We start from the raw sequence: 26583 nt of genomic DNA, 5'->3' as shown, positions 1-26583 counted from the left end.
TGAATCAAGAATGAAGTGTGTTCGGGCAAGGTGGAATCGCCAAACCCGACATTCAACAACGAAATGATGACAGCATTGGAGAGACCCGCCTTGGCCCCCGAACCGCTCATCCCGCTCGACCCGTCCTGGCCGAAGATGACGCTGGCGCAAGCCCAGGCGCTGATGACCGCGCCCGGCCAGAAGCTGGAAATGGAAGAAATCGAAATTCGCGGCATCAAGACGCGGGTGTGGAAGAATGCTCCGCCGCACCTCGCCGCCCTGCTCCAGCTGTCACGCACCCATGGCGAGCGCATCTTCACGATCCATGAGGATGAGCGCGTCAGCTTCGAGGCGAATTTCCGCGCCACCGCGCACCTCGCGACCAAATTGCGCGAGATGGGGGTGGTGAAGGGCGACCGCGTCGCGCTGGCGATGCGCAACACGCCCGAATGGCCGGTGATCTTCTTCGCCGCGGTCAGCATCGGCGCGATCCTGGTCCCGCTCAACGCGTGGTGGACTGGCGGCGAGCTCGATTACGGCCTGCGCGACTCCGGGTCCAAGGTGCTCTTCCTCGACGGCGAGCGGTTCGCGCGGCTGCAAAAGCGGCTGCCCGACCTGCCCGATCTTCAGCGCACCATCGTCAGCCGCTGGGACGCCGAACTGCCCGAGGGCGTCGACAAGCTCGAAGACCTGATCGGTGCGCCAAACGACTGGGCCTCGCTGCCCGACGTCCCGCTGCCCGCCGAACCGACCTTGGAGCCGGAGGATGACGCGACGATCTTCTACACCAGCGGCACCACCGGATCGCCGAAGGGCGCGCTCGGCACGCACCGCAATTTGTGCACCAACATCATGTCGGGCGGGTACGCCGCCGCGCGCTCCTACCTGCGCCGCGGCGAAATGCCGCCCGAGCCGCAGCCCAGGGTCGGCCTGCTCGTCATCCCGCTGTTCCACGTCACCGCCTGTTCGGCGAGCCTGATGGGCACGCTGGCATCGGGCAACACGGCGGTGTTCATGCGAAAATGGGACGTGGTCGAGGCGATGGAGATCATCCAGCGCGAGAAGGTCAATCTGACCGGTGGCGTGCCGACCATCGCCTGGCAGATCCTGGAGCATCCCGACCGCCACAAATATGATCTCTCCAGCCTCGAGGCGATCGCCTATGGCGGCGCGCCATCGGCGCCCGAGCTGGTCAAGCGCATCTACACCGAATTCGGCGCGCTGCCCGGCAATGGCTGGGGCATGACCGAGACGATGGCGACCGTCACCAGCCATTCGAGCGAGGATTATCTCAATCGCCCGACCAGCGCCGGCCCGCCCGTGCCGGTTGCCGACCTCAAGATCATGGACGCGGATGGCGTCAACGAACTCCCTGTCGGCGAAGTCGGCGAGCTCTGGGCAAAGGGGCCGATGATCGTGAAGGGATACTGGAACAAGCCCGAAGCGACCGCCGAATGCTTCCGCGACGGCTGGGTCCGCACCGGCGATCTGGCGAAGCTGGACGAGGAGGGCTTCCTCTACATCGTTGACCGAGCCAAGGACATGATCATCCGTGGCGGCGAGAATATCTACTCGTCCGAGGTCGAGGACGTGCTCTACGCCCACCCCGCCGTCACCGACTGCGCGTTGATCGGAATCCCGCACAAGACTTTGGGCGAGGAGCCGGCCGCGGTGGTTCATCTGGCGCCGGGGATGGAGGCGAGCGAGGCCGAGTTGCAGGCGTGGGTCCGCGAGCGCCTCGCCATCTTCAAGACTCCCGTCGCGATCAAGTTCGTCGCGGAAACGCTGCCGCGCAATGCGAACGGGAAGATCTTGAAGAAGGATCTGAAGGCGTTGTTTGTGGAGGAAGGGGTGGCGTAGTTCCACCCTCTCGTCGTCCCGGGCTTGACCCGGGACAGGGCTTCTTCTTCTTCCAACGCCCGCCAGGAAAAGCCCAGCCCCGGGTCAAGCCCGGGGCCACGAAAGGGAGGGCGCGGGCAACAAAAAAGGGCCGGTCCTTTCGAACCGGCCCTTCTGTCTCAAAAGACGTGCCGCCTCACCAGATCTTCACCCGTTGCTCCGGCGGCAGATACAGCGCGTCGCCCGGCTTGACGTTGAACGCGGTGTACCACGCGTCGACGTTCCGCACGATGCCGTTGACGCGATACTTGGCCGGGCTGTGCGGGTCGGTCAGCAGGCGCTGACGCTCGGCATCCTCGCGCAGCTTGGACTGCCACGCCTGCGCATAGGACAGGAAGAAGCGCTGGTCGCCGGTCAGGCCGCCGATCACCGGGGCCTTGCCATGCTTGGCCTGATAGCGCTGGTACGCGCCATAGGCCATTTCGATGCCGCCCAGATCGCCGATATTCTCGCCCAGCGTCAGCTTGCCGTTGATCTTGGTGCCGGGGATCGGCTCATACTGGTTGAACTGCTCGACCAGCACGCCGGTGCGCTTGGCAAAGGCGGCCTTGGCTTCGGGCGTCCACCAGTTGGCGAACTTGCCGTCCGCGCCGAACTGGCTGCCCTGATCGTCAAAGCCGTGGCCGATCTCATGCCCGATGATCGCGCCGATTGCGCCATAGTTGACCGCCGGGTCCGCCTTGGCGTCGAAATAGGGCGCCTGCAGGATCGCCGCCGGGAAGGTGATCTGGTTCATCAGCGGGTTGTAGTATGCGTTCACCGTCTGCGGGGTCATGTCCCACGCCGCGCGGTCGACCGGCTTGCCCAGCTTCGACAGCTGATATTGCTGGCCCCACTCACGCGACGCCATCATGTTGCCGAGCAGGTCGCCGCGGCCGATCTTCATGCTCGAATAGTCGATCCACTTTTCGGGATGGCCGACGCGCGGATCGAATGCGGCGAGCTTGGCCAGCGCCTTTTCCTTGGTCGCGGCGTCCATCCACTGGTTCGCCTTCAACCGCTCCTCAAGGCTGGCCCGCAGATCGACGATCAGCTCGTTCATCTTGGCCGAGCTTTCGGGCGGATAGTGGCGCGCGACGTAGATCTCGCCGACCGCTTCGCCCAGCGCGCCGTTGACCAGCTGGATGCCGCGCTTCCAGCGCTCGCGCTTCTGCGGGGTGCCCGACAGCGTCTTGGCGTAGAAGTTGAACGAGGCATCGTCGAACGCCTTGGGCAGATACGCCGCGTTGGACGAGATGAAGTGGAACGTCATCCAGTCCTGCCAGGTCGAAACCGGCACCTGCGCGAACATCTTGCCCAGCGCGGTCAGTGCGGTGTCGTTGCCCATGATCATCTTGGGCAGCGAACCCAGACCGGCGGTCTGCATCATCGCCGGCCAGTCGAACTCCGGCGCCAGCTTCGCCATGCCGGCCCGGTCCATCGGCTTGTACAGCGCCATGATGTTGCGGTTCTGCTCGGGGCTCCAGTGGACCTTGGCCATCGCGGTTTCGAACGCGACGATCGTGTCCGCCTTCTTCGCCGCATCGGCGATTCCCGCCAGCGTCAGCACCTGTTCGACATAGGCGCGATAGGCGGCGCGGAACTTGTCGTATTTCTCGCCTTCCAGCAGATAATAGTCGCGTGCCATGCCCAGCGTGCCTTGACCGGCAAAGGCGGTGTACTGGGTCGGGTCGGCCAGGTCGGGGATGATCCCCACATCGACCGGGCTGGCATAGCCGACGGTCGCGAACAGCGTCTGCAGCTTGGCGCGGTCGTTCGCCGCCGCGATCTTCGCCAGATAGGGCTTGAGCGGCGCGGTGCCGCGCGCTTCGATCCCGGCCTCGTCCATCCAGCTGGCGTAGAGGTCGCCGATCTGCTGGCCCTTCGCGCCGAACTGGCCGGGGTTCCTGGCCATGTCGTCCAGGATCGCGCGCACCGAGACTTCGGCCTCGTCGGTCAGCTTGACGCCATAGCCCGCCGAGGAGCGATCGGCCGCGATCTCGACCGACTTGGCCCAGCCGCCATTGACGTAGGACCAGAAGTCGTCGCCCGGCTTGACGCTCTTGTCCTGCCCGGTCAGCTCCAGGCCCACGGTGCCATAGCGCGGCCCGCTTGCGCTCTGCGACAGCGCCGGCGCGGTCAGCGCGAGCGCGGCCACGCCCAGCGTCAGGCGCGCGAAAACATTGATCTTCATGGAAAAATCCCCCCAGAGAGTCGATGGTGTATTGTGTTACCATAACGGTGGGCAGGGGGAGGCGCAATCGGGTGCGAACAACATTCTTCGTCGTCCCGAGCTTGACCCGGGACCGGGCTTCTTCTTCCTTCAATACCGGGGAAGAAGAGCCCAGCCGCGGGTCAAGCCCGGGGCGACGGATAGGTGCTACGCCAACACCCCCGCCACTGCCTTCGCCCACCCGTTCAGCCGCGCCGCCCGCGCGCCCGCATCCATCGCCGGCTCGAACATCTCGACCCGTCCACGCATTGCCGCCGCTTCCTCCAGCCCGGAAAACAGCCCGCAGCCCACGCCCGCAAGCATGGCGGCGCCCAGCGCCGTCGTCTCGGTGAACGCCGGCCGCTCCACCGCCACACCCAGCACATCGGCCAGGTCCTGCGCGATCCAGTCATTGGCGACCATGCCCCCGTCGATCCGCAGCCGCGACCAGTCACAGCCATCGGCGGCGAAGGCGGTCTTGAGGTCGTGGCTCTGGTGCGCCATCGCCTCCAGCGCGGCGCGCACGACATGCGCCTTGCCGCTGGCGAGGCTGAGCCCGCTGATCGCCCCGCGCGCCTCCGGCTCCCAGTACGGCGCACCCAGCCCCGACAGCGCGGGCACGAAATACACTCCGCCATTGTCTGCGACCGACCGCGCCAGCGCCTCGGTCTCGCCCGCGTCGGCGATCAGGCCGAGCGAATCGCGCAGCCATTTGACCACGCTCCCCGCGACGAACACCGACCCCTCGATCGCATAGGTGCGCTTGCCGCCGAGCTGGCACAGCACGGTCGAGAGCAGCCGGTGGCGCGATGTCGGCTGGCGCTCCCCGGCATTGGTCAGCATGAATGCGCCGGTGCCATAGGTCGCCTTGGTCTCGCCCGGCGCGAGGCACGCCTGGCCGATCGTCGCCGCCTGCTGGTCGCCGGCCAGCCCACAGATCGGGATGCGGCCGCCGAACAGCGTCGTCTCGCCGAACTGCCCCGCACAATCGACAATCTCGGGCAGCGCGCCGCGCGGGCAATCGAACAGGTCGAGCAGCCCGTCGCTCCACCCGCCGCTGCCCAGGCCCATCAGCAGGGTGCGCGAGGCGTTGGTCGCGTCGGTGACATGCAGGCCGCCGGACAGGTTCCATACCAGCCAGCTTTCGACCGTGCCGATCGCCAGCCGGTCGCCGGCCGCGCGCAGTTGCGGCCAGTTGGCCATCGCCCAGGCGATCTTGGTCCCGCTGAAATAGGGATCGAGCAGCAAGCCGGTGCGCGCCTGCACGCCCGGCTCCTCGCCACGTTCCTTGAGGTTGCGGCACAGATCGGCGCTGCGCCGGTCCTGCCACACGATGGCGGGGGCGAGCGGCTCGCCCGTCTCGCGGTCCCAGAACACGATTGTCTCGCGCTGGTTGGTAATGCCGATCGCCGCAATCGCATCGGCCCCGCCCGCGCGCTCGACCATCGCCGCCGCGCACTGCGCCGAATCGGCCCAGATCTGCGCGGCGTCGTGCTCGACCCAGCCGGGGCGGGGATAGAATTGGCGCAGCGGCGCGGACGCGCTGTCGAGGCAGCGCCCATCCGGCGCGAACAGCATCGCGCGGGTCGAGGTCGTCCCCTCGTCGATGACCAGCAGAATCTCTCCCATCGAAACAGGTTAGCCGGGATTACATCGCGCGCAAATCGCGCTAGGATTCGGTCGAGAGGTGAAGCAAGTGGACGAAGCTTTCGGGAACGACCGGCGCGGCGAAGGGGAGGGGGACACGCCCGACTCGACGCATCACTTTGTCCCCGTAGTGCCGCCCGCCGATCATGAGACCGAGGCGGAGAATCGCCGCGACCGCCTGCTCGCCGGGCTGACGCTGATGGCGGGGATCGGCCTCGTCCTCGCGCTGCCCTTCGCGCTCAAGGCCGGGTCGCCCTTCTTTCTGCCGCTCACCGCCGCGATCGTCATCGCAATCGCGCTGGTCCCGATCCTCGAATGGCTGGAGCGGCATCGCGTCCCCGCGCCGCTCGCCGCGCTGATCTGTCTGTTACTGTTCCTGACCGCCGCGAACGCCGCGCTGGCGTCGATCGTCGTGCCCGCCTGGGGCTGGCTGTCGATCCTTCCGGAACGGATCGACAATATCCAGTCGAACGTGAAGCCGCTGATCGACTTCTATTCGAATTTCGAAAACTTCGTGAACAAGACGATCCAGGATCTCGCCCAGTCGCGCCCGATCCAGCCGGCCGAGACCGCGGGGCAGGCACCCCCGCGGTCGATCCTCGAACTTGCCGCGACCAGTGCGCCGACCGCGTTGATCGAGATGTTCTTTGCGGTCCTCGTCATCTATTTCTTCCTGTCGGGCTGGACCCGGCTGCGCCGCAACGCGATCACCAGCCGGACCAGCTTTGGCGGCGCGATGGCGACCGCGCGGGTGATTCAGGACGTGGTCGACGATACCTCGGCCTATCTCGGCACGATCACGATGATCAACGTGACGCTGGGGCTGACGGTGGCGGGCGCGCTGTGGCTGATCGGCATGCCGACCCCGCTGATGTGGGGCGGCATCGTCGCGCTGCTCAACTACATTCCCTATCTCGGCCCGATCTTTGCCGCAGGATTTCTGGCGGTGGGCGGACTGATGACGTTTCAGGACGTGTGGACCGCATTGCTGCCCGCCGCGATCATGATCGGGCTGCACACGATCGAGGCGAACTTCATCACGCCGCTGGTGGTCGGGCGGCGGCTGACGATCAATCCGATCATGATCCTGATCTCGCTGTCCTTCTGGGGCTGGGTATGGGGTACGCCGGGCGCGCTGCTCGCGGTGCCGCTGCTGATCATCATCCAGACCGTGCTCAATGCAGCGGGCAAGCCGGACATCGCCGGATTCCTGTTCGAACATGGCACCCTGGTCGCGCGCGGAAACCCTTCCGCGCCCCGTCCGCAAATTATGCGCGAAAGCGGAGTTGACAGCCCCGGACCGCCCGGTTAGGTGCCGCGCTCTCGCAAGGGACTGCGCTTCGGCGCCAGGGTCATGCGGGTGTAGCTCAGTTGGTTAGAGCGCCGGCCTGTCACGCCGGAGGTCGCGGGTTCGAGCCCCGTCACTCGCGCCACCCTTTACGGGTGGCCATCCCCCTCACTCCACATCGCCAGCCGTCAACACGACCCTCCCGCTCTGCTTGTGCACGCGCTTGATGAAGCTCGTCTCGTAGCGCCGCACCGCCGGGTCGTTCTGAAACAGCCGCTCTGCCAGTGCATTGTAATCGGCCATGTCGCGCGCGCAGACGAGCACTGCCAGATCGTCCGCCCCGGCGACGTCGAGGATCATCTGAACCGAATCCTCGGCGGCGAGCGCCGCGCGCAAGGCCGCGATGCCGCGCGCTTCGGCATGTTCATGCACCTGCACCCGCACCAGGGCGCGCAGCCTTCGTTCCGTAAGCCGGGGCGCGAGCAGCGCGACGTCCGCCGCGATGAACCCCTCGCTGCGCAGCCGCCGCACGCGCCGCGTCACCGCCGATGCCGACAGCGGCACGACGCGCGCCAGCTGCTCGGCAGTCGCCAGCGAATCGGCCTGGAGCAGGTTGAGCAACTGGATGTCGAAGGCGTCGAGCTTGCCCATGTCTTGCGCGAACCCACTCCCGAATGACGATTTTCGGCACATAGCGTGCCACCATCGGCTGCAAAAGGCGTGTTAGTCAACTATAACACTTCTGGTAATCCACAAGGGAGGGACTCGATGGGCAAGAACGTGATGGCGGCGGCGATCCTGGCGGCATTGGCACCGGCAGCGATGGCACAGAGCGAGGCGCCGGCGCCGGCGCTGGCCGCTGCGCCCGCCTATGACGCGGCGGCGGCCAAGGCAGCGGTGGCGACGCTGGCGGATGAGCTGGAGAAGAACTTCGTTTTCCCCGATACCGCTAAGCGCTACGCCGCCGCCCTGCGCACGAAGCTGGCGGCGGGGGGCTATGACGGCATTTCCGACGGCTATGCGCTGGCCACCGCCGTGACCGCCGATCTGCAGGCGATCGCCCCCGACGGCCATCTCGCGATGTTCGCGCCCGGCGGTCCGCAGTCGCAACGTGTCGGCCAGCCCTCGACCCAGCAGCAGATCGGCAACGCCCCGCTGCCCCCGCCGGCGATGGAGCAGGCCGGGATGATCGCGCCCGGCATCGCCTATGTCCGCTTCAACGGCTTTTTCGGCGAGCCGGAAGCGCTCAAGGCCTTCACCGCCTTTCTCGACCAGCAGGCCGGGGCCAAGACGCTGATCATCGACGCGCGCACGCATCGCGGCGGCGGGCTGGACGAGATGGACCTGCTGTTCCCGCGCATCTTCGACAAGCCGCAGACGGTGATGATCATGGACACGCGCGCATCCTTTGCCGAGGGGGCCGGTCCGCTGCCGTTCCGCTCGCTGGTCAAGGTCGATGCCCCCGCCGAGCTGGCGCGGACCGAGCACCGCGTCATCCCGGCAAGCCCGGCGAGTCCCTGGGCGAAGACCAAGATCTATTACCTCACCTCGCCGCGCACCGCGTCGGCTGCCGAGCATCTCGCATCGGTGTTCAAGGGCACGAAGCGCGCGACGCTGATCGGCGAAACCACCGCCGGGGCGGGCCATTATGGCGGCACCGCGCCGCTCGGCGGCGGCTATTCGGCGTTCATTCCGGTCGGTCGCAGCTATTTCCCCGGTGGCGACAGCTGGGAGCAGGTGGGGGTGAAGCCCGATATCGCGGTTACCCCCGAGCGCGCCCTTTACGAAGCGCTGATCCGCGAAGGCGTGCCCCCCGCACAGGCGGAGGCGCTGTCGGCATCGCACATGCCCAAGGGGCCAATGCTGCGCCGCCAGCCCGGCAAGCGCTGATCCGGTCGCAACGGGCGGTGCTATCCACAGCCGGGTAGCGCCGCCCCCTTGCACCCCCCGGCACAGCCGCTAAACGCGCCCGTTCACCACAGTTATGGAGCGGGACATGAGCGACTCGATTTCGGCCGAGCAGCTGCGCCTTCTGATCGAGCGGATCGAGCGGCTGGAAGAAGAAAAGAAGGGCATCAGCGACGACATCAAGGATGTCTATGGCGAGGCCAAGGCGACCGGTTTCGACGCCAAGATCATGCGCACCATCATCCGCCTGCGGAAGATGGAGAAGCACCAGCTCGACGAGCAGGACGCGCTGCTCGAAACCTATCGCGCCGCGCTGGGGATGCAGTAAGCGCGCAGCCCACTTTCTCGTCGTCCCGGGCTCGACCCGGGACAGGGCTACTTCTTCCTCCGCCGAAGAGAGGCAGCCCGGCCCCGGGTCAAGTCCGGGGCGACGGTGGTGGCGGGCGGGCATTGCCGCCCCACACCCCACCGCCCTAGCATGCCGTCTCCCAACAGGAGGTCCGCATGATTCTCACCACCACCAGCACCCTCGATGGCTACAGCGCCACGCGCTATCACGGCATCGTCACCGCCGAGGTGATCATCGGCGCGAACATTTTCCGCGACCTGTTCGCCGGCATCCGCGACATCGTCGGCGGTCGATCGGGCAGCTATGAACGCCCGCTCAAGGACGCGCGCAAGACCGCGCTCGACGAACTGCGCGACGAAGCCCGTGCGCTGGGCGCCAACGGCGTGATCGGCATCGATTTCGATTATGAAGTGATCGGCAAGAATGGGTCGATGCTGATGGTCTCCGCCTCGGGTACGGCGGTGACGCTGAGCGGGGTTTGAGGCGCGACTCTGCTGACTCGTCACCCCGGCCCTGTGCCGGGGTGACGAGCGGTAGTGGGAAACCCCCGGTTGCACCCGGCGCTGCCCTTGCCCTAGAGACGCCCCACCCAATTCCATAGAGACACCCCATGGCAGGCCATTCCAAGTTCAAGAACATCATGCACCGCAAGGGCGCGCAGGATAAGAAGCGCTCGGGCATGTTCAGCAAGCTCAGCCGCGAAATCACCGTCGCGGCCAAGATGGGCCTGCCCGATCCCGACATGAACCCGCGCCTGCGCGCGGCGGTCAACGCCGCCAAGGCGCAGTCGATGCCCAAGGACAATATCCAGCGCGCGATCGACAAGGCGAGCAAGGGCGACGCGGAGAATTACGAGGAAATCCGCTATGAGGGCTTCGGCCCCGGCGGTGTCAGCCTGATCATCGAGGCGCTGAGCGACAACCGCAACCGCACCGCCACCAATGTTCGCACCGCAGTGTCCAAGAATGGCGGCAATCTCGGTGCATCCGGATCGGTCAGCCATGCCTTCGACCGCGTCGGCCTGATCACCTATCCCGCCAGCGTCGGCGACGCCGAAAAGGTGTTCGAAGCCGCACTCGAAGCCGGTGCCGAAGACGTGACCTCGTCCGAAGACGGCCACGAGATCTGGACCGCCAGCGCCGACCTGCACGAAGTCGCCAAGGCGCTCGAACCCGTGCTCGGCGAGGCCGAGGGCGCGAAGCTCGCGTGGAAGCCGCAGACGATGGTCGAGGTGAGCGAAGACGACGCCGCGACCCTGTTCAAGCTGATCGACGCGCTCGACGATGACGACGACGTCCAGACCGTCTGGGGCAATTACGAAGTCTCGGACGAGGTGATGGCCAAGCTGGGTTGATGTCTCATTCCTCCCCCAGCGCGCTGGGGGAGGGGGACCGCCGCCGCAGGCGGTGGTGGAGGGGCGGCCGCGCAGACGGCCGTGAACAGCTCGGAAAAATCCGCCCTCTGCGAGGGCGACCCCTCCCTTAGCATCGTGCTGCTACCTCCCCTGCGGGGCAGGGAGGAATTTCGGTCAAGCCGCCCGATCGTCGGCCCCATCCATCCCCAGCATCGCGCGGATGCGCCAGGCATCGGCAGCCCAGTTCGTTCCTTGCGAAAACGAAACCGAGGCAATGCGCGGTGCGCCGTCGAGCAAGGGAAACAGCTCGCGCTCCTCGCGGTCCAGCCGGTCGTTCATTTCGTTGACGCGCAGCCGCACCGAGGCGGTATAGCCCGGCCAGTCGCGCGCCACCGCTTCGGGTGGGAAGCGCTTTGAGTGCGCCGCGATGCGCTCATAATCGGCCTCGGTCGACGCGGAAAAGCGTTCGGCAACTGCCCGCGCGGCAACGTCCGGATGAAGCCGCAACCGGGGATAGATCATCCGGTCCTTGAGCGTCAGCGTCCGCAGCAGCGATCGCATCAGGCGCCATCGCATGTCGTTCAGCGCGTCGCGATCGGGTGGTGCGGGCCGAAGGGCGATTGCCCCCATTTCTGCATTACATGCGCGCAAGCGACGGTGCTCGGCAAAGAATGGATCAAGTTCGGTCACCAAAACCCGCTTTCACGCTCCGGATCGACAGGACGGCACCGGAACGATGCCGGGACGGGCTGGCGCACCGTCCACATGTCTTTTAGGGCGCGGCGATGGTTACAGGTCGGGCAACAAGTAGAAATACGTTACTGCATGGAGCGTGCGCAGTAACACTATGAGCCCGACTCGCCTGATTCTTGGCCTCGACCCCGGCCTTGGCACCACCGGCTGGGGCCTGATCCGCGCCGAGGGCAACCGGCTGAGCCATGTCGGCAACGGCCAGCTCAAGACCGATGCGAAGGCACCGCTGCCCCAGCGGCTGGCACATCTCGACGCGATGCTCGCGGCGCTGGTCGCCGACCACGCGCCCGATGGCGCGGCGGTGGAGGAGGTGTTCGTCAACTCCAACCCGCAATCGACGTTGAAGCTCGCCCATGCGCGCGGCGTCGCCATTGCCGCCGTGGCGCGCGCCGGCCTCGATGTCGGCGAATATGCGCCGCGTCTGGTCAAAAAGGCGGTGGTCGGCACCGGCACCGCAGAAAAGGCGCAGGTCCACGCGATGATCGCCCGCCTGCTCCCCGGCGCCAAGATCGCCGGGGCCGATGCGGCGGACGCGCTCGCGGTCGCGATCTGTCATGCGCATCATCTGGCGACGGCGCGCCGGATTCCCTGACCTTTTCGCTTTGCGCGCCTAACCCGTTCCGCTTATGTCCCGGTCATGATCGCGCATCTCAACGGCCATCTCGCAGCAACCGGCATCGACCATGCGGTGATCGACGTGGATGGCGTCGGCTATCTGGTCGGCGCATCGGCGCGGACACTGGCGGCGCTCGGCGCGATCGGTGAGTTCGTCACGGTCCACACCGAAATGCTGGTCAGCGAGGATTCGATCCGCCTGATGGGCTTTGCCAGCGCGGAGGAACGCGACTGGTTCCGCCTGCTCACCGGCGTGCAGGGGGTGGGGGCCAAGGTCGCGCTCGCGATCCTCTCGATCCTCTCGCCAACCGAGGTCCAGACCGCCATCGCCCGCGCCGACGCCGCGATGGTCGCCCGCGCCAATGGCGTCGGCCCGAAACTGGCCCAGCGCATCGTCAACGAGCTGAAGGACAAGGCCGGCGGCGTGGCGATCGGCGGCGGGGCAGGGGCGGCGATCCCCGCCGGCAGCGCGGCCAACGACGCGGTGTCGGCGCTGCTCAACCTGGGCTTCAAACCCGCCGAAGCGAGCAACGCGGTGAACGCGGCGAGCGACGAACTCGGGCCGGGCGCGACGCTGGATGCGCTCGTCCGGCTGGCGTTGCGCAAGGCGGCGAAGTGAAGTGGGTCATCTGTCTGATTGCGCTGCTGATGAGCAGCAATGCACTGGCTTGCACGGATGGCTCGTCGACCCGCTATTACTTCTTCGGTGTGCGACCCGAGGGTGTGGAGGTCGCGCGATTGCTGCCGGTCGAGATCGTTCGCATCGACGGGCAAATCGTTCACGCGAAAGCCGACGAACGCCTAGCAAAGGCACTCGGTGGCAGAGATATTCAGATCGAGCTGCCCGATTACCCAGAGGTAACCAACTGTATCGACTATGGACTCCGAGAAGGCCGCGCACTGATCGTTTTCGACCGCGTTTTCACGCGTGCCTCGGGAGAGATCGTTGTCGTCGCGCGCCCGGTCAGGGGTCGGATCTATCCAAAGGGTCGAAGCGCCGCTGAACTCGACAAGTATATCGTCGATCCGGAATTCAAGGCGAAGGCGGATCAGGGCAGGGGGAAGAAATAGGGTCGGCTTCGCGCACCTTCCTCCCGTCATGCTGAACTTGTTTCAGCATCCACTGAGCCCCGCAGCGACTGACCAGAGGCTCTATCTGCAACGGGCAGTCCATGCCGCCCTTGGCGCGACGCTCGGGACCAGGTCTCGGAACGGCAGCCCGCCGCACGGTGGATGCTGAAACAAGTTCAGCATGACGGGCCCCTTTAAAGATAGCGCTACCAGATTCCCGTTGCGCCCCATATTGATAGCGCTACCATAAACTCCGCCGGACATGATTCCGGTCGTGCAGGCCCGCAAACGGGCCGCGATTAGGAGAGAGAGGATGCGGTCCCTTACACGTCGGGAAACCCTTGCCCTTGCCGGTGCGCTGGGCGTTGCAGCCTGCAGCGGTGGCGGATCGAGCGGCGGCGGGACCGTCTCCACGCCGTCACCGACCCCAAGTCCATCGCCAAGCCCTTCGCCGTCGCCCAGCCCGACCCCCACGCCGACCCCGACCAGCACGCTCAAGGCCGCGGCCGCATCCAAGCGGATGCGCTTCGGTTCGACCTTCGCCTGGGCGTCGCCCGGCGCGGATGCCGGGTCGTTCAACAACCCAGCTTACGCTGCGCTGCTCGAACGCGACTGCCAGCTGCTGGTCCCCGAGAACGAGATGAAATGGGAATATCAGTCGAGCGCCGAGAATGTGTACAACTGGACCCGCGCGGACCAGATGCTGGCCTATGCCGAGTCCAAGGGCATGGAGATGCGCGGCCATTGCTTCCTATGGTATATCCAGGAGCGCTTCCCCGCCTGGTTGCGCAGCTACGATATGGGGGTGAACCCCCGCGCCACCGCGGAGCGGCTGGTGCGCAGCCATGTCGAGAGCACCGCGCGCCATTTCGGCAACCGCATCAAGAGCTGGGACGTGATCAACGAGGCGATCGACCCCGCGACCGGCAATGTCCGCACCAACATCCTGCACACCGCAGTCGGCGGCGACAATTCGATACTCGATCTCGCCTTCCGCACCGCGCGCGCCGAGCTGCCTACGGCGGAGCTGGTCTATAACGACTATATGGACTGGGGTTCGACCACCCACCGCAACGGCGTGCTCAACCTGCTGCGCGGCTTTCGCGACCGCAATGTGCCGATCGACGCGCTGGGCATCCAGTCGCATATCGGCTTTTACTCCAGCGGCACCGCGCAGGACATCGCCAATGCGCAGATCCCGGCGATGCGCGCGTTCCTCGATGCGGTCGTGGCACTGGGCTACAAGCTGATCATCACCGAATTCGACGTCAGCGACCGCAACCGCACCGGCACGGTGGCGCAGCGGGACGAGGATGTCGCGGTCTACGGTCGCGCGTGGCTCGACCTGTTGTTCAGCTATCCGCAGCTCAAGGACGTGCTCGTCTGGGGCATGAACGACAAATATAGCTGGCTGCAGAATTTCGGCACCCCGCGCCCCGACGGCCAGCCGCTGCGCCCGCTCCCCTACGACGCCAGCGCCCAGCCCAAGCGGCTCTACACCGCAATTGGCGATGCATTCGCGGCGACGACCGCGCGTCCAGCGCCGACCTGACGGACGGGGAGGGGATTGGCTTGCCGCAAGCGAACGGATAAGGAACGTTCGTGGCGAGCGTGATCCCCCAGTCTGACCCTATCTTCCGTCATGCTGAACTTGTTTCAGCATCCACCGCGCCACAAGCGACGAACTGGCGGCTCTATCGCAAAGGGCGCAGCCATGCCCAAACAACCCTGCGTCTACGTCCTCGCCAGCCAGCCGAACGGCACGATCTATGTCGGCGTCACGTCCAACCTGATTGCCCGGCTGGTTCAGCATCGCAGCGGCGCAATTCCGGGCTTCACGCAGCGCAACCACGTGCACGTGCTCGTCCGCTACGAATTCTTCGCCACGATGCTCGAGGCGATTGCTCGGGAAAAGCAGCTCAAGCGCTGGCATCGGCTATGGAAGGTCAATTTGATCGAGTCCGAAAACCCGGACTGGGCGGACCTGGCGGTCGGGCTGGGGCTGAAGCCGCTGAACAGCCGCCCGCCGAACGGTGGATGCTGAAACAAGTTCAGCATGACGGCAGGAACTTATGAGCGTGCGTCGCAAAGCCCTCTTTGTTGGATTATGCATGATAGTCTTCGGCGCCGCTGCGGGATGGTACTTCTTGACCCGCAGCCAATGGGCACAGATTGACACGTGCCTCGATCGCGGCGGACGTTGGGACTATGACGCCGGTTTGTGCGACAAGGGTAAGCAATGACCGACCCTGACCGCATCCTCACCGCATCGCGCCGCCCGGAAGACATCGACGCGGCGCTGCGCCCCAAGTCGCTCGACGAGTTCGTCGGCCAGCGCGCCGCGCGCGACAACCTGCGCGTGTTCATCGACGCCGCCCGCCAGCGTGGCGATGCGCTCGATCATGTGCTGTTCTTTGGCCCGCCGGGTCTGGGCAAGACCACGCTGGCGCAGATCATCGCCAAGGAAATGGGCGTCGGCTTCCGCGCAACGTCCGGCCCGGTAATCGCCAAGTCGGGCGATCTCGCGGCGCTGCTCACCAATCTCGAGGATGGCGATGTCCTGTTTATCGACGAGATTCACCGCCTCGCCCCCGCGGTCGAGGAGGTGCTGTATCCCGCGATGGAGGATCGCGCGCTCGATCTGATGATCGGGGAGGGGCCGTCGGCGCGCAGTGTGCGCATCGACCTGCCGCGCTTCACCCTGGTCGGCGCGACGACGCGACAGGGGCTGTTGACCACCCCCCTGCGCGACCGCTTCGGCATTCCGGTGCGGCTGCAATTCTACACGGTCGAGGAACTGACGCGCGTCGTCACCCGCGCCGCCGGGCTGCTCGACCTTGGCATTGCGCAGGATGGGGCGGCTGAGATTGCGCGGCGTTCGCGTGGCACGCCGCGCATCGCCGGGCGGCTGCTGCGCCGCGTGCGCGACTTTGCCAATGTCGCGGGGGAGGCGGTGGTCCACGCCCGCGCCGCCGATGCCGCGCTCAATCGGCTTGAGGTCGATGCGCTCGGCCTCGACGCGATGGACCGTCGCTACCTGACGATGATCGCCGACATCTATCGCGGCGGCCCGGTCGGGGTGGAGACGCTCGCCGCGGGCCTGTCCGAACCGCGCGACACGGTCGAGGAGGTGATCGAACCCTATCTGATCCAGATCGGCCTGATCGCCCGCACCGCGCGCGGGCGCTGCCTCAACGCGGCCGGGTGGAAGCATCTCGGCCTCAACCCGCCCGCCGGATCCCAGGAGGGGCTGTTCGACGGGTAACGCCGCGTGGCGTCGTTACCCGACCGGTTCAGCTGAAGATTTCGGGTGCATCAAAATCGGGCGCGCCTTCGCCCAGCCGCGGGTCGAAGCCATAGTCGTTCTCGCCACGCGTGCCGGGCAAAAAGCCGAACACGATGAAGAAGATGAAGCCGATATAGGGGACGAGGGTCAGCAGATACATCCACCCGCTCTTGTTGCTGTCGTGCAGGCGACGGACGGTCACCGCGATGCTCGGCAGGAGGCAGGCGAGGACCCAGAGGATCAGAGGGACATAGGCGAGCGAAAATTCATCGCCTTTGGCAGCATCGTCCAGCCCTCTCCCGAAAAGTGCGTCGGTCACGATGAACGACGCCGCGATCAGGCCGTAAAAAACGATATAGAACAGCCAGAATTCGGTGCGCGTCGATCGTCCGCTAAAGTCGACATAGTGGCGCCACGGCCGCAAAATCTTGTCCATCATGGCCCCCGTTCGATTCGGAGGCGATCCTATCCGATTGGCATGGCGTGGCAATTGGCGCTCAGCGGGAGGCGAACCGGCCTGAGATATCGAGGCTATCGCTGCGACCGCTGATTGGACTATCGGATGGCACTGACTTTGTGGAAACGACGCCTTGACCGACCAGCTTTCCGCTAACCGCCTGAGCGAGGCACGCGCGGCCCTCGCCACCGCGATGGCACTGCACGAACAAGGCGATCTGGAGGGTGCCGAGGCGGGCTATCGCGCGGTGCTGGCGCTCGATTATCGCGCGACCGACGTGCTGCCCCTGCTGGCGGGACTGCTCGGGCGCCTGACCCGTCCGGAAGATGTGCTGGCCGCGTGGGAGCAACTGCTCGACATCCAACCCGATCATGCCGTGGCGCTGCATGAAAAGGGGCTGACGCTGCACTGGCTCGGCCGCACGGGGGAAGCCGTCGCGGCGCTGGAGCAGGCCTGTGCGCTTGATCCGCACAACGCGATCGCGATCGGCAATCTGGCAGTGGTGCTGGCCGATGCAGGGCGCAATCACGCGGCGATCGGCCAGTTCCGCCGCGCGCTGGCGCTTCAGCCCGACAATCTGCATCTGTGCCATCAGCTGCGCCGGCTGGGCGCGGCATCGGTGCCCTTCTGGCATATCCCGATGATGAACGACGCACCGCGCAACGACGCGTTCGAGGCGGCGATCAAGGCGGCGATCGCCGTTGCCGGCCCGGATGCGCGGGTGCTCGATATCGGGGCGGGCAGCGGGCTGTTGTCGCTGATGGCGGCGCGGGCGGGTGCGGCGCAGGTGGTGGCGTGCGAGATGGAACCACTGATTGCCGAAATGGCGCAGCAGATCGTGGCGCGGAACGGCTATGCCGATCGCGTCACCGTCCATGCCAAGCCGTCCACCGACCTTGCCATCGGGGTCGAGCTCGACCGCCCGGCGCAAATCCTGGTTTCCGAAATCCTGTCCAGCGACCTGCTCACCGAAAAGGTGCTCGACACGTTTGAAGATGCGCATCGCCGCCTGCTTGCCCCCGACGCGCTGGTGATCCCGCGCGCGGCGAGCGCGATGGGATGCCTGGTCGCGAGCGAGACGCTGGCGAACTACGCCTTTGTGGGCGAGGTTTCGGGGTTCGACCTGTCGCCCTTCACCGCCTTCGCCCAGCAGCGCCTGCCGATCCACGGCACGATGACGGCGTGGCAGCGGCTGTCCGACGATCACGAACTGGTCCGCCTCGATCTGACCGAAGCCAAGCATGATGCGGTGCTGAGCCGCCTGCGCATCCCGGTGACGGCGAGCGGGCGGGCGATCGGCATCGTGCAGTGGATGCACATCGACCTGTGGCCCGGCGTCACGTTCGACAACCACCCCGACCGCTACACCGATGGCGGCTGGCTGCAGATCCTGCACAGCTTTCCCGCGCCGGTCGATGTGGTTGCGGGTGAAACGCTGGACATCGCGGTCGGCCATGACCGCATCACGTTGATCCTGCTGCCGCTCACGCAGTGAGACGGCGCCGGGCTCGCGCCCGACGCCGTCTCATTCGATCGGGGCTGCCTTACAGCCCGTCGACCGCCTTGCTGACGAGGATGTTCACGGCCACGCGTCGGTTCTGCGCCTTGCCTTCCTCGGTGCTGTTGTCGGCCAGGGGGTCGGCCTCGGCCATGCCGGTCGGCGTCAGCATGCGATAGGGCTTCCACCCGCACGCCTGCTGCAGATGGTTGACCACGCGGCTGGCGCGCTTTTCGCTGAGCTCCTGGTTGAGCTCATCGGGTCCGGTCGCATCGGTATAACCGACGACCAGCAGCAGTGCATTTTCCATCGACCCGGCCTGGCTCGCCGCGTTGCACAGTTCGGCCTTGGCCTGCGCGCTCAGCACCGCCTTGCCGGTGTCGAAGTTCACGTTGGTCGTGCCCTTGACGTTATACTGGTCGATGTCGCCGACCCGGCCGCGCAGCGCTTCGGTCGCCGCGGTCTGTTCGGCAAAGCCCTGGCTGGTCCCGCTGCGGATCATCGCCGCGGTCTTGAGATCCTTGTCCGCCAGCTTCACCTGCGCCGCGACCAGCCCGCCGCCGAACTGGCGGGTCTGCACGCTCACCGGCAGGCCGTTGAGCAGCGCATCGCTGCCCCGCTTGGTCCGCCCCAGGCCCAGAAAGCCGCCGGCCGAACGGATCTGCGTCTCGCCGGTCACCGCGATCAGCGTGGGTGTGCCGTCGGCGGTCGTCACCTGAATCTGATTGCCCTCACGCGCGGAGATCATCCCCTCGATTTCTGGCCCCGCAGGCAGCTGCGCAAGCGGCGGGAGTGGCTCGCCCTGGATCGTTACCTGATCGCCGGGCGGAAGCGGCTGCTCCTGCGCGGCAAGTCCGGTCGGCGCGGCGCTGGCCAGCAGCGCGGCCAGGGCAATGGTCTTGGGGTGAATGGAACGCATGAACATACTCCTGAAACTGGTCGGCCCGTTACGGGGCCGGAAGAGCTAATCCGGCGTCTGTTGCTTGGTTCCGACTCCCCTACGGCGAGTCCGGACGGCCAGAGCTATCCACGCGGCGGATTGAGCAACCGGGGTGGTTGGGGTTCGCCACGGACTGTTGGTGATAATCGCGTCCGAGCCATCTGGGCTCAAGCGATGTACTTGCTTGCGGCGATGCACCCGCCACGCTTCACAGCATTGTCAGGGGGCGGCAATCAGGCCTTCATCGTCTCACTCTCACTGCAGGGATTGCAGCGGTGACGAACGGGCGGGCGTCAGTACCCGCTTTGTGGAGCTGACCAGTACGCGGCCCAGTGAGAAAAGGCGCCGGAGTCTCCCCCGGCGCCTTTCTGGTGTTCAGCTCATGCCGCCTTGGCGCGGCTCGCGCGCTTGCGCTCATGCGGGTCCAGGAAGCGCTTACGCAGGCGGATCGTCTTCGGGGTCACTTCGACCATCTCGTCATCGTCGATATAGGCGATCGCCTGTTCCAGCGTCATCTTCTTGGGCGGGGTCAGGCGGATCGCGTCGTCCTTGCCCGACGAGCGGATGTTGGTCAGCTGCTTCGCCTTCATCGGATTGACCTCAAGGTCGTCCGGCTTGGCATTTTCGCCGATGATCATCCCCTCGTACAGCGCCTCGCCATGGCCGACGAACAGGATGCCGCGCTCTTCCAGCGAGTTGAGCGAATAGGCATTCGCCTCGCCGGTGCCGTTGGAGATCAGCACGCCGTTCTTGCGGCCTTCGATCACGCCCTTGTGAGGGCCGTATTTCTCGAACAGCCGGTTCATGATGCCGGTGCCGCGCGTATCGGACAGGAACTCGCCATGGTACCCGATCATGCCACGGCTGGGCGCGCTGAAGGTGATGCGCGTCTTGCCGCCGCCCGACGGGCGCATGTCGGTCATCTCCGCCTTGCGCAGGTTCATCTTCTCGACGACCGCGCCCGAATGCTCGTCATCGACGTCGATGATCACCGTTTCGTACGGCTCCATCTTCTGCCCGTCCTGCTCCTGGAACAGCACGCGCGGACGGCTGATGCCGAGTTCGAAGCCTTCGCGGCGCATCGTCTCGATCAGCACGCCCAGCTGCAATTCGCCGCGGCCGGCGACTTCGAAACTGTCCTTGTCGGCGGCTTCGGTCACCTTGATCGCGACGTTGCTCTCGGCTTCGCGGAACAGGCGGTCGCGGATCATGCGGCTGGTCACCTTGGTGCCTTCGCGGCCCGCCATCGGCGAATCGTTGACGGCAAAGCGCATCGACAGCGTCGGCGGATCGATCGGCTGCGCCTGGATCGGCACGGACACGCTGGTGTCGGCGATAGTGTTCGACACCGTCGCGACGGCAAGGCCGGCGAGGCTGATGATGTCGCCCGCCTGCGCTTCGTCGACCGGGACGCGCTCAAGGCCGCGGAACGCCATGATCTTCGACGCACGGCCGGTCTCGATGACGTTGCCGTCCATGTCGAGCGCATGGATCGCCTGGTTCGCGCGCACCTTGCCGCTGGTGACGCGGCCGGTCAGCACGCGACCGAGGAAATTGTCGCGGTCGAGCAGGGTGACGAGGAAGGTGAATGGCGCGTCGACGTCCAGCGCGGGCGGCGGGACATGATCGACGATCTTCTGGAACAGCGGCTCCAGCGTCCCCTCGCGCAGGCTTGGGTCCTCGTTCGCATAACCGTTGCGGCCCGAGGCGTAGAGCACCGGGAAGTCCAGCTGCTCGTCAGTCGCTTCGAGCGACACGAACAGGTCGAACACCTCGTCCAGCACTTCCTGGATGCGCTCGTCCGGGCGGTCGACCTTGTTGACCACGACGATCGGACGCAGGCCCAGCTTCAGTGCCTTGCCGGTCACGAACTTGGTCTGCGGCATCGCGCCTTCAGAGCTGTCGACCAGCAGGATGACGCCGTCGACCATCGACAGGATGCGCTCCACCTCGCCACCGAAATCAGCGTGACCCGGGGTGTCGACGATGTTGATCCGCGTGCCGTTCCACTCGACCGAGGTCGGCTTGGCCAGGATGGTGATCCCGCGTTCCTTTTCCAGGTCGTTGGAATCCATGGCGCGCTCTTCGACGCGCTGATTGTCGCGGAAAGTGCCGGATTGACGGAAAAGCTGGTCGACGAGCGTGGTCTTGCCATGGTCGACGTGGGCGATGATCGCCACGTTGCGGAGGTTCATGTCGGTTCCTGGATGCCGCGGAAGCGCGGGTCGCGGGCGCCCTTAGCGGAAATGTCGCACTGCGGAAAGACCTAAGCGCGCGCGGCGATCAGCCGTTCCGCTGCATCGGCGTCCAGCGGTCGCGAATAGAGATAGCCTTGGGCGAGCTGGCAGCCCATGTCGCGAAGCCTGTTGCGCTGGCCGACCGTTTCGATGCCTTCGGCCACCACGGTCATATTCATCGTGGCGGCAAGGTCGAGCACGGCCCTGACGATGCCAATTCCCTTGCGGCGATTTACGGCCCCCATCCCGACCACGAAAGAGCGGTCCAGTTTCAGCGTGTGAAACGGGTAACGATGCAGATGTCCAAGCGATGAATAGCCGGTGCCAAAGTCGTCGAGGCTGATCTTGACGCCGATCTCCGCCAATTCCTCCATCACGCGGACAGCGCGCTCGGGCTGCGTGATCGCGATGCCTTCGGTAATCTCGAGGGATAGTGTGGCTGGTGCGATGCCGCTCTGTGCAATCGCTGCGCGAACCAGCCGCGCGAAGCCCGGCTGCGCGAATTGGCGGGGCGAGACATTCACGCTCATCGTCAGGTGGCGGCCAGGATAGCGGCGGTTCCAACGCGCTGCCGCAAGGCAGGCTTCGTTCAGCACCCATTCGCCGATGGCGACAATCAGACCGGTTTCTTCGGCGACGTGTATAAAGTCGGCCGGAGCGACAATCTCGCCACGTTGCGGCTCCCATCTCAACAGCGCCTCGAACCCGGCGAGATGGTCGCTTTCCATGTCGACGATGGGCTGGAAAAACAAGCGGAACTCGCTGCGGCGCACCGCACGGCGCAGCCCGTTCTCGATCTGCAGCCGCTTCAGTGCGCGCGCGCGAAGCTCGTCGTCAAAGACTGCGATCTGCCCGCGACCCCGTGCCTTGGCCGCGTACATCGCGGTGTCGGCCTTTCGCAGCAAATCGATCGCGGTCGCCGTGGCGCTGAGCGGGTGCGCAATCCCGATGCTGGCACCTCCGACCACTTCGCTCCCGTTGCAATCATGTCCCCGCGATGCTTGTTCCAGAAGGGCATTCGCCAGCCGTGTCGGCAATGTGGGATCAACATAGTCATCGAGGATGACCGTGAACTCGTCCCCGCCCAATCGCGCGAGGGTCCATTGTGCTGCGCCGGCGATCGCGGTCACGGCGGCCTTGAAGCGCTTAGCCGTAGTGCACAATATGGCATCGCCAGCATGGTGACCCAGGCTGTCATTGACATATTTGAATCCGTCGAGGTCAACGAATATCAGTGCCAGCGCGAGGTCGGGATGGCGATCCCTTCTGCGCAGCGCTTGATCCACCCGGTCCATGAACAGCGTCCGATTGGGGAGCCCGGTCAGCGGATCATGAAGCGCATCGAACAGCAGCTTGGTGTTGAGCCTGTCACGTTCGATCACCCGCCCAAGTTGCGTTCCGACCTGTGCCATCAAGTCCAGCATCGCGGGGTCGATGTCGCGATGGGGCAGGGTGAAGAATTCGATCACGGCTTCGATCCGCTCACCCACCACCACCGGAAACGCTAATGCCGAATTCAGCCCCGCCAGCCCGGCGAGCTTCTGCCGCGGGGAGTCAACGGCATTGCGCAGGTCCGCAATCCAATCCGGGCGCCGACTGGCCAGAACACGTCCGGGCAGTCCTTCGCCGGACGCAAATTCACGGTTCAGCGACAGGGTTACGAAGTCGGCCAACGCGGCGGGCTCCGGCGCGTAGCAAATGCCCGCCGGCACCACCGACTGGCCGTCGGGCACGGTCAGATAGACGTTGCCGAACGCCGATTCGGTAAATTGGCACAGCTCGACCAATGCCGCGTGCAGCGCTTCGCGGACGGTCGTCGACTGGTTGGCAATGGTTGCGATGCGATGCAGCAGATCGGCGCGCTGCTGCGCGAGGTAGAGGTCGCGCAGCCCCGTTTCGGCAATTGTCTCCGCCTCCTCCCGCGCGGTGCGCTCTCGGCGCAGTGCGCGCTGCAGCCGCGCCAGTTCCCGGGAGAGATCGGCGGCCTGGGAAACGTCGAGGTCGCTGAAGCTCAGGACACCCATTGGACTGCCAACGCGCATTCATCGGCACCGTCATGCATGCAGCTGCGATGATCGACCGTCACCGCTTCACGATAATAGGCGGCGCTGCCATCGATGAATCCATGCGCAAGAGCGCAAAGCTTGCGCGGCGAGTTGTAGCGGATGATCAGCTCGCCCGACTGTTCGCTGAACCTGAAATGGGGGCATCCTGCTCCCGAATAGAGTTTACGGACTTCCGGGTGGATGATGCCGTTCACGCTCAGCAGGAAGTTTCGCGCGTCGGATTGCCCCACGAAGAACACGGGATATTTGGCCGCAAGCACCGGAATTGCCGCGGTGCCGAACCAGCGCAGGATTTCTGCGGGCGTCTTGCCTTGCGCGCTTGCCGCGGCACCGACCAGCGCCATGATCTCGCTGTCTGGATAGCTGCCCAGCGAGGTGTAAGCCCCCTCCAGACCGGTCGCGTCGAGCAGATCGTCCCACACCCCGGTGCCGAGGTGTTCGATGACGGCCTGCTCAAGGATGTTAAAGATCACGCCCTTCATGCCGCACCTCCGCCCACCGTCCCGATGACGCAAGCTGCGTAAACATCTGCTTAAAGCTGAGTAGCGTAAGGATGCGTTGGCGCGGGCAGTCGGGGCCCTGGCAACGCGGAGGCGGCGCGGTGTCGCTCAGCGGCGGTCTAGTTGAACCTCGTTGAGAACCAGGCAGCGCCCGGCGATCGCGAAGCCGAGCTGCGCCTCGCCACCGCTGGGGCAGCAATTCGGGTCCTTGTCGCGCCACAGCTTGCTGGCCGCGCCCATCCCCTCGAAATCATAATCGACGCCCTTCCAGATGCCGAGGCCCTTGGGCAGCTTGCCGGGTAGCGCATCGCGCCAGCTCTCGAGCTCGATATCCTGCCAGGCCTTGCGGGCGTCATCCCATTTGAAAAGCAGATCGGCATTGCCGTCGCCTGTTCCGGCCCTGCGCCCCGGCACCCAGATCATCCCGCCCTGCGTCATGCGCGGCGGTTCGTAGACGACGCCGTCGAACGACCATCCGATCAGATTGGCGGTGCCATGCCCGCTTTCCGCCCACAATACGATGCCCGCGCCGATGCCGTCTGCACCCGATGCGCCATCCATCATCTGCCAGTGGACCGGCTGGCCGTCCTTGCGCCACAGAATGCCCGAAGCAATCACCCCGCAGCCCTGATCGAGCCATTTCGCCATGCAGGTCTGACTGCGTGCCGATGGCGTCTTGATCATCGTGCGGACGCCCTGTGCCTGCGCCAAGGCCTTGTCATACTCGGCGATCGCGTCGCGGAACGTCTGTTCCAGTTCGACATCGTCCATCGGCTTGCCGTCATAGTTCAGCGCGGCGCGGATCTCGCGCAGCACGGCGTCGTGGCGCGCCTGCCAGGTTGCGGTGCGGTTGCCCAGCGCCATGACCGCCGCGAATTTGTGCGCCAGCTCGGCGCGGAGCGGGGCGAGTGCGCTCCCAGTGCAGGCGCGCTGGCCATAGGTCTGTTGGCAGAGATCCGCTTGCGATGCCGAAGCGGGAACAACGAACGCGGTGAGCAGAACCGCGACCAGATTAGCGCGCATGATCCTCCATGATCGGAGGCGCTTTCGTCGCGGGCTGGGCCTTCAGGCGATAGAGTTTCCCCGCATCGACGGCCGCAGGACGCGAATCGGAGGCCGAAGCCACCGGCACCCATACCGCGATCGAACCGGCGATCATCATCCTGAGCCTGCGTTCCATCAGTCCTCCGTAGCGCCGATATGTTAACAGCCCGCGTATCGCCAACTACTGACATATGCAGTCGGTTGCGCCCCGACCAGAGTGTATTATATCTGCGATACACTTGAAGGCGACGCGGTTCCCGTTCATCTAGGGGGGAACCGCTGGAGGGATGGGATGTCGACTGAGACTGCGACTGCCGAAAAAACCGACGATCTGGTGCTGACCGCGCCCGAGCCGTTGAAGGAACGCCCGATCGAGAAGATGGCCGGGCTGGTGCCCGTCGATGAGGGCAAAAAGTCCGAGCTGGTGACGCGTGTCGAGAGCTTCATCGACGATCTGGTGGCGCAGGACGTGAACTCGCCCGAGTTCGGCAAGCGCGTCGACGCGATCACTGCGATGGGATCGAAGGAGATCCGCGACGCGGCGGGCCAGTCGAACCGCTTCCTCGACCGCCCGGTACGCGCGATGGACAAGGATGTCGGCGTCGGCAAGGACCTGGCCGAGCTGCGCCGCGTGGTCGAGGATCTCGATCCTGGCAAGAAGGGCAGCCTGACCCAGCGCAAGAAGCTGTTCGGCATCATCCCGTTCGGCAATTCGCTGCGCAACTATTTCGACAGCTACAAGTCGAGCCAGGGCCATATCGCCGCGATCCTGAAGAGCCTGCAGTCCGGCAAGGACGAACTGTTGATGGACAATGCCGCGATCGACGTGGAGCGGCAGAATCTGTGGGCGGCGATGGGGCGGCTCGAGCAGATGATCTATATCTCGAAGGAGATGGATCAGCGGCTGGAGGACAAGGCCAATGAGCTGGATCACAGCGATCCGGCCAAGGCCAAGGCGATCCGTGAGACGGCGCTGTTCTACACCCGTCAGCGCACCCAGGACCTGCTGACCCAGATGGCGGTCACCGTACAGGGCTATCTTGCGCTCGATCTGGTCAAGAAAAATAACGTCGAGCTGGTAAAGGGTGTCGACCGCGCCAGCACCACCACCGTCGGCGCACTGCGCACGGCGGTTACCGTCGCGCAGGCGCTGACCGCGCAGCGGCTGGTGCTCGACCAGATCACCGCGCTCAACACCACGACCGCGAACATCATCGATTCGACCGGCAAGCTGCTCAAGGACAATACCGGGCGCATCCACGAACAGGCGGCGTCCGCGACGATCCCGATCGAAACGCTGCAGCGCGCGTTCCAGAACATCTATGACACGATGGACGCGATCGACACGTTCAAGGTCAAGGCGCTCGATAACATGAAGACCACGGTCAACGTGCTGTCGACCGAGGTCGAAAAGTCCAAGGGCTATATCGCCCGGGCCGAGGGTGCGGCGCAGAACCAGATCGGCGGCACCAACGAAACCTTCAAGCTGGAGGCCCTGTAA

The 26583-nt window shown here is 65.5% G+C and carries 25 protein-coding genes and 1 tRNA gene; 15 read left to right on the top strand and 11 right to left on the bottom strand.

Translation table 11 applies throughout. The features are described from left to right. Positions 1-66 precede the first annotated feature (66 nt). Positions 67-1839 carry a class I adenylate-forming enzyme family protein gene (locus tag ACO05N_RS00510; RefSeq protein WP_422055249.1) on the top strand — a complete coding sequence of 591 codons (1773 nt, stop codon included), beginning with the start codon at positions 67-69 and terminating at the stop codon, positions 1837-1839. Between the two features lie 175 nt (positions 1840-2014). Here ACO05N_RS00510 and ACO05N_RS00505 read toward each other — a convergent pair whose 3' ends face one another. Together ACO05N_RS00505 and glpK are read right to left on the bottom strand one after the other, a co-directional pair. After that, positions 2015-4051: a M13 family metallopeptidase gene (locus tag ACO05N_RS00505; RefSeq protein ID WP_422055248.1), complete on the bottom strand. Its 2037-nt coding sequence runs from the start codon at positions 4049-4051 to the stop codon at positions 2015-2017. A 186-nt stretch (positions 4052-4237) separates the two neighbouring features. Continuing rightward, entirely contained in the window at positions 4238-5698 is a 1461-nt protein-coding gene (glpK, locus tag ACO05N_RS00500; RefSeq protein WP_422055247.1) for a glycerol kinase GlpK, read from the bottom strand. A gap of 148 nt (positions 5699-5846) precedes the next feature. On the opposite strand from glpK, the gene ACO05N_RS00495 reads away from it, so the two are divergent. Together ACO05N_RS00495 and ACO05N_RS00490 are read left to right on the top strand one after the other, a co-directional pair. Beyond that, positions 5847-7028 carry an AI-2E family transporter gene (locus ACO05N_RS00495; protein ID WP_422058675.1) on the top strand — a complete coding sequence of 394 codons (1182 nt, stop codon included), beginning with the start codon at positions 5847-5849 and terminating at the stop codon, positions 7026-7028. Between the two features lie 44 nt (positions 7029-7072). Beyond that, positions 7073-7149, top strand: a tRNA-Asp gene (locus ACO05N_RS00490). Between the two features lie 23 nt (positions 7150-7172). On the opposite strand, the gene ACO05N_RS00485 is transcribed toward ACO05N_RS00490, so the two are convergent. After that, positions 7173-7655 (bottom strand): Lrp/AsnC family transcriptional regulator, encoded by a 483-nt coding sequence (locus ACO05N_RS00485; RefSeq protein ID WP_422055246.1) that lies wholly within the window; start codon positions 7653-7655, stop codon positions 7173-7175. 117 nt (positions 7656-7772) lie between these two features. Between ACO05N_RS00485 and ACO05N_RS00480 the strand changes: the two genes are divergently transcribed. From ACO05N_RS00480 to ACO05N_RS00465, 4 genes are all read left to right on the top strand, one after another. After that, positions 7773-8894, top strand: a complete 1122-nt coding sequence (locus ACO05N_RS00480) for a S41 family peptidase (protein WP_422055245.1) — start codon at positions 7773-7775, stop codon at positions 8892-8894. Between the two features lie 106 nt (positions 8895-9000). Then, the gene (locus ACO05N_RS00475) at positions 9001-9240 is read left to right on the top strand and encodes a DUF2312 domain-containing protein (protein ID WP_066660091.1); all 240 of its coding nucleotides are present in this window, start codon (positions 9001-9003) and stop codon (positions 9238-9240) included. Between the two features lie 176 nt (positions 9241-9416). Further along, on the top strand, positions 9417-9743 hold the full coding sequence (locus tag ACO05N_RS00470) for a heavy metal-binding domain-containing protein (protein WP_422055244.1): 327 nt from the start codon (positions 9417-9419) through the stop codon (positions 9741-9743). 128 nt (positions 9744-9871) lie between these two features. Next, complete coding sequence (locus ACO05N_RS00465) at positions 9872-10615, top strand: YebC/PmpR family DNA-binding transcriptional regulator (protein WP_300501155.1); 744 nt, start codon at positions 9872-9874, stop codon at positions 10613-10615. A gap of 174 nt (positions 10616-10789) precedes the next feature. Here ACO05N_RS00465 and ACO05N_RS00460 read toward each other — a convergent pair whose 3' ends face one another. Beyond that, positions 10790-11176, bottom strand: a complete 387-nt coding sequence (locus ACO05N_RS00460; protein WP_422055243.1) for a hypothetical protein — start codon at positions 11174-11176, stop codon at positions 10790-10792. 286 nt (positions 11177-11462) lie between these two features. Here ACO05N_RS00460 and ruvC point away from each other — a divergent pair, with 286 nt between their 5' ends. The 6 genes from ruvC to ruvB all read left to right on the top strand — a co-directional run bounded on the left by ruvC (position 11463) and on the right by ruvB (position 16319). Further along, on the top strand, positions 11463-11960 hold the full coding sequence (gene ruvC / locus ACO05N_RS00455) for a crossover junction endodeoxyribonuclease RuvC (protein ID WP_422055242.1): 498 nt from the start codon (positions 11463-11465) through the stop codon (positions 11958-11960). Positions 11961-12005: 45 nt separating this feature from the next. After that, complete coding sequence (ruvA, locus tag ACO05N_RS00450; RefSeq protein WP_422055241.1) at positions 12006-12602, top strand: Holliday junction branch migration protein RuvA; 597 nt, start codon at positions 12006-12008, stop codon at positions 12600-12602. Further along, complete coding sequence (locus tag ACO05N_RS00445; protein WP_422055240.1) at positions 12599-13054, top strand: hypothetical protein; 456 nt, start codon at positions 12599-12601, stop codon at positions 13052-13054. Before ruvA ends, ACO05N_RS00445 begins: the two co-directional genes overlap by 4 nt. A gap of 313 nt (positions 13055-13367) precedes the next feature. Next, positions 13368-14606 (top strand): endo-1,4-beta-xylanase, encoded by a 1239-nt coding sequence (locus tag ACO05N_RS00440; protein WP_422055239.1) that lies wholly within the window; start codon positions 13368-13370, stop codon positions 14604-14606. A gap of 162 nt (positions 14607-14768) precedes the next feature. Further along, the gene (locus tag ACO05N_RS00435; protein WP_422055238.1) at positions 14769-15098 is read left to right on the top strand and encodes a GIY-YIG nuclease family protein; all 330 of its coding nucleotides are present in this window, start codon (positions 14769-14771) and stop codon (positions 15096-15098) included. 195 nt (positions 15099-15293) lie between these two features. Then, complete coding sequence (gene ruvB / locus ACO05N_RS00430; protein ID WP_422055237.1) at positions 15294-16319, top strand: Holliday junction branch migration DNA helicase RuvB; 1026 nt, start codon at positions 15294-15296, stop codon at positions 16317-16319. 28 nt (positions 16320-16347) lie between these two features. On the opposite strand, the gene ACO05N_RS00425 is transcribed toward ruvB, so the two are convergent. Continuing rightward, positions 16348-16776: a DUF805 domain-containing protein gene (locus ACO05N_RS00425; RefSeq protein ID WP_422055236.1), complete on the bottom strand. Its 429-nt coding sequence runs from the start codon at positions 16774-16776 to the stop codon at positions 16348-16350. 154 nt (positions 16777-16930) lie between these two features. Between ACO05N_RS00425 and ACO05N_RS00420 the strand changes: the two genes are divergently transcribed. Next, positions 16931-18292, top strand: a complete 1362-nt coding sequence (locus tag ACO05N_RS00420) for a 50S ribosomal protein L11 methyltransferase (RefSeq protein ID WP_422055235.1) — start codon at positions 16931-16933, stop codon at positions 18290-18292. A 49-nt stretch (positions 18293-18341) separates the two neighbouring features. Here the strand turns inward: ACO05N_RS00420 and ACO05N_RS00415 are convergent, their stop codons facing one another. The 6 genes from ACO05N_RS00415 to ACO05N_RS00390 all read right to left on the bottom strand — a co-directional run bounded on the left by ACO05N_RS00415 (position 18342) and on the right by ACO05N_RS00390 (position 25218). Beyond that, complete coding sequence (locus ACO05N_RS00415) at positions 18342-19220, bottom strand: OmpA family protein (RefSeq protein ID WP_422055234.1); 879 nt, start codon at positions 19218-19220, stop codon at positions 18342-18344. A gap of 395 nt (positions 19221-19615) precedes the next feature. Continuing rightward, positions 19616-21430, bottom strand: a complete 1815-nt coding sequence (gene typA, locus ACO05N_RS00410; RefSeq protein WP_422055233.1) for a translational GTPase TypA — start codon at positions 21428-21430, stop codon at positions 19616-19618. 71 nt (positions 21431-21501) lie between these two features. Then, positions 21502-23496: a putative bifunctional diguanylate cyclase/phosphodiesterase gene (locus ACO05N_RS00405; RefSeq protein WP_422055232.1), complete on the bottom strand. Its 1995-nt coding sequence runs from the start codon at positions 23494-23496 to the stop codon at positions 21502-21504. Then, positions 23484-24020 carry a heme NO-binding domain-containing protein gene (locus ACO05N_RS00400; RefSeq protein WP_422055231.1) on the bottom strand — a complete coding sequence of 179 codons (537 nt, stop codon included), beginning with the start codon at positions 24018-24020 and terminating at the stop codon, positions 23484-23486. Before ACO05N_RS00400 ends, ACO05N_RS00405 begins: the two co-directional genes overlap by 13 nt. Positions 24021-24146: 126 nt before the next feature. Beyond that, positions 24147-25061, bottom strand: coding sequence for a hypothetical protein (locus ACO05N_RS00395; protein WP_422055230.1), 915 nt, complete (start codon positions 25059-25061; stop codon positions 24147-24149). Further along, positions 25051-25218 (bottom strand): hypothetical protein, encoded by a 168-nt coding sequence (locus ACO05N_RS00390; protein ID WP_294019196.1) that lies wholly within the window; start codon positions 25216-25218, stop codon positions 25051-25053. The genes ACO05N_RS00395 and ACO05N_RS00390 overlap by 11 nt, the downstream gene beginning before the upstream one ends. Before the next feature lie 156 nt (positions 25219-25374). On the opposite strand from ACO05N_RS00390, the gene ACO05N_RS00385 reads away from it, so the two are divergent. Next, positions 25375-26583: a toxic anion resistance protein gene (locus ACO05N_RS00385; protein ID WP_422055229.1), complete on the top strand. Its 1209-nt coding sequence runs from the start codon at positions 25375-25377 to the stop codon at positions 26581-26583.

The sequence above is a fragment of the Sphingomonas sp. genome (assembly GCF_965227385.1).
Lineage (GTDB): Bacteria > Pseudomonadota > Alphaproteobacteria > Sphingomonadales > Sphingomonadaceae > Sphingomonas.
The sequence above is the reverse complement of the archived record's forward strand: the minus strand, read 5'-3'. Positions and strand labels throughout refer to the sequence as shown.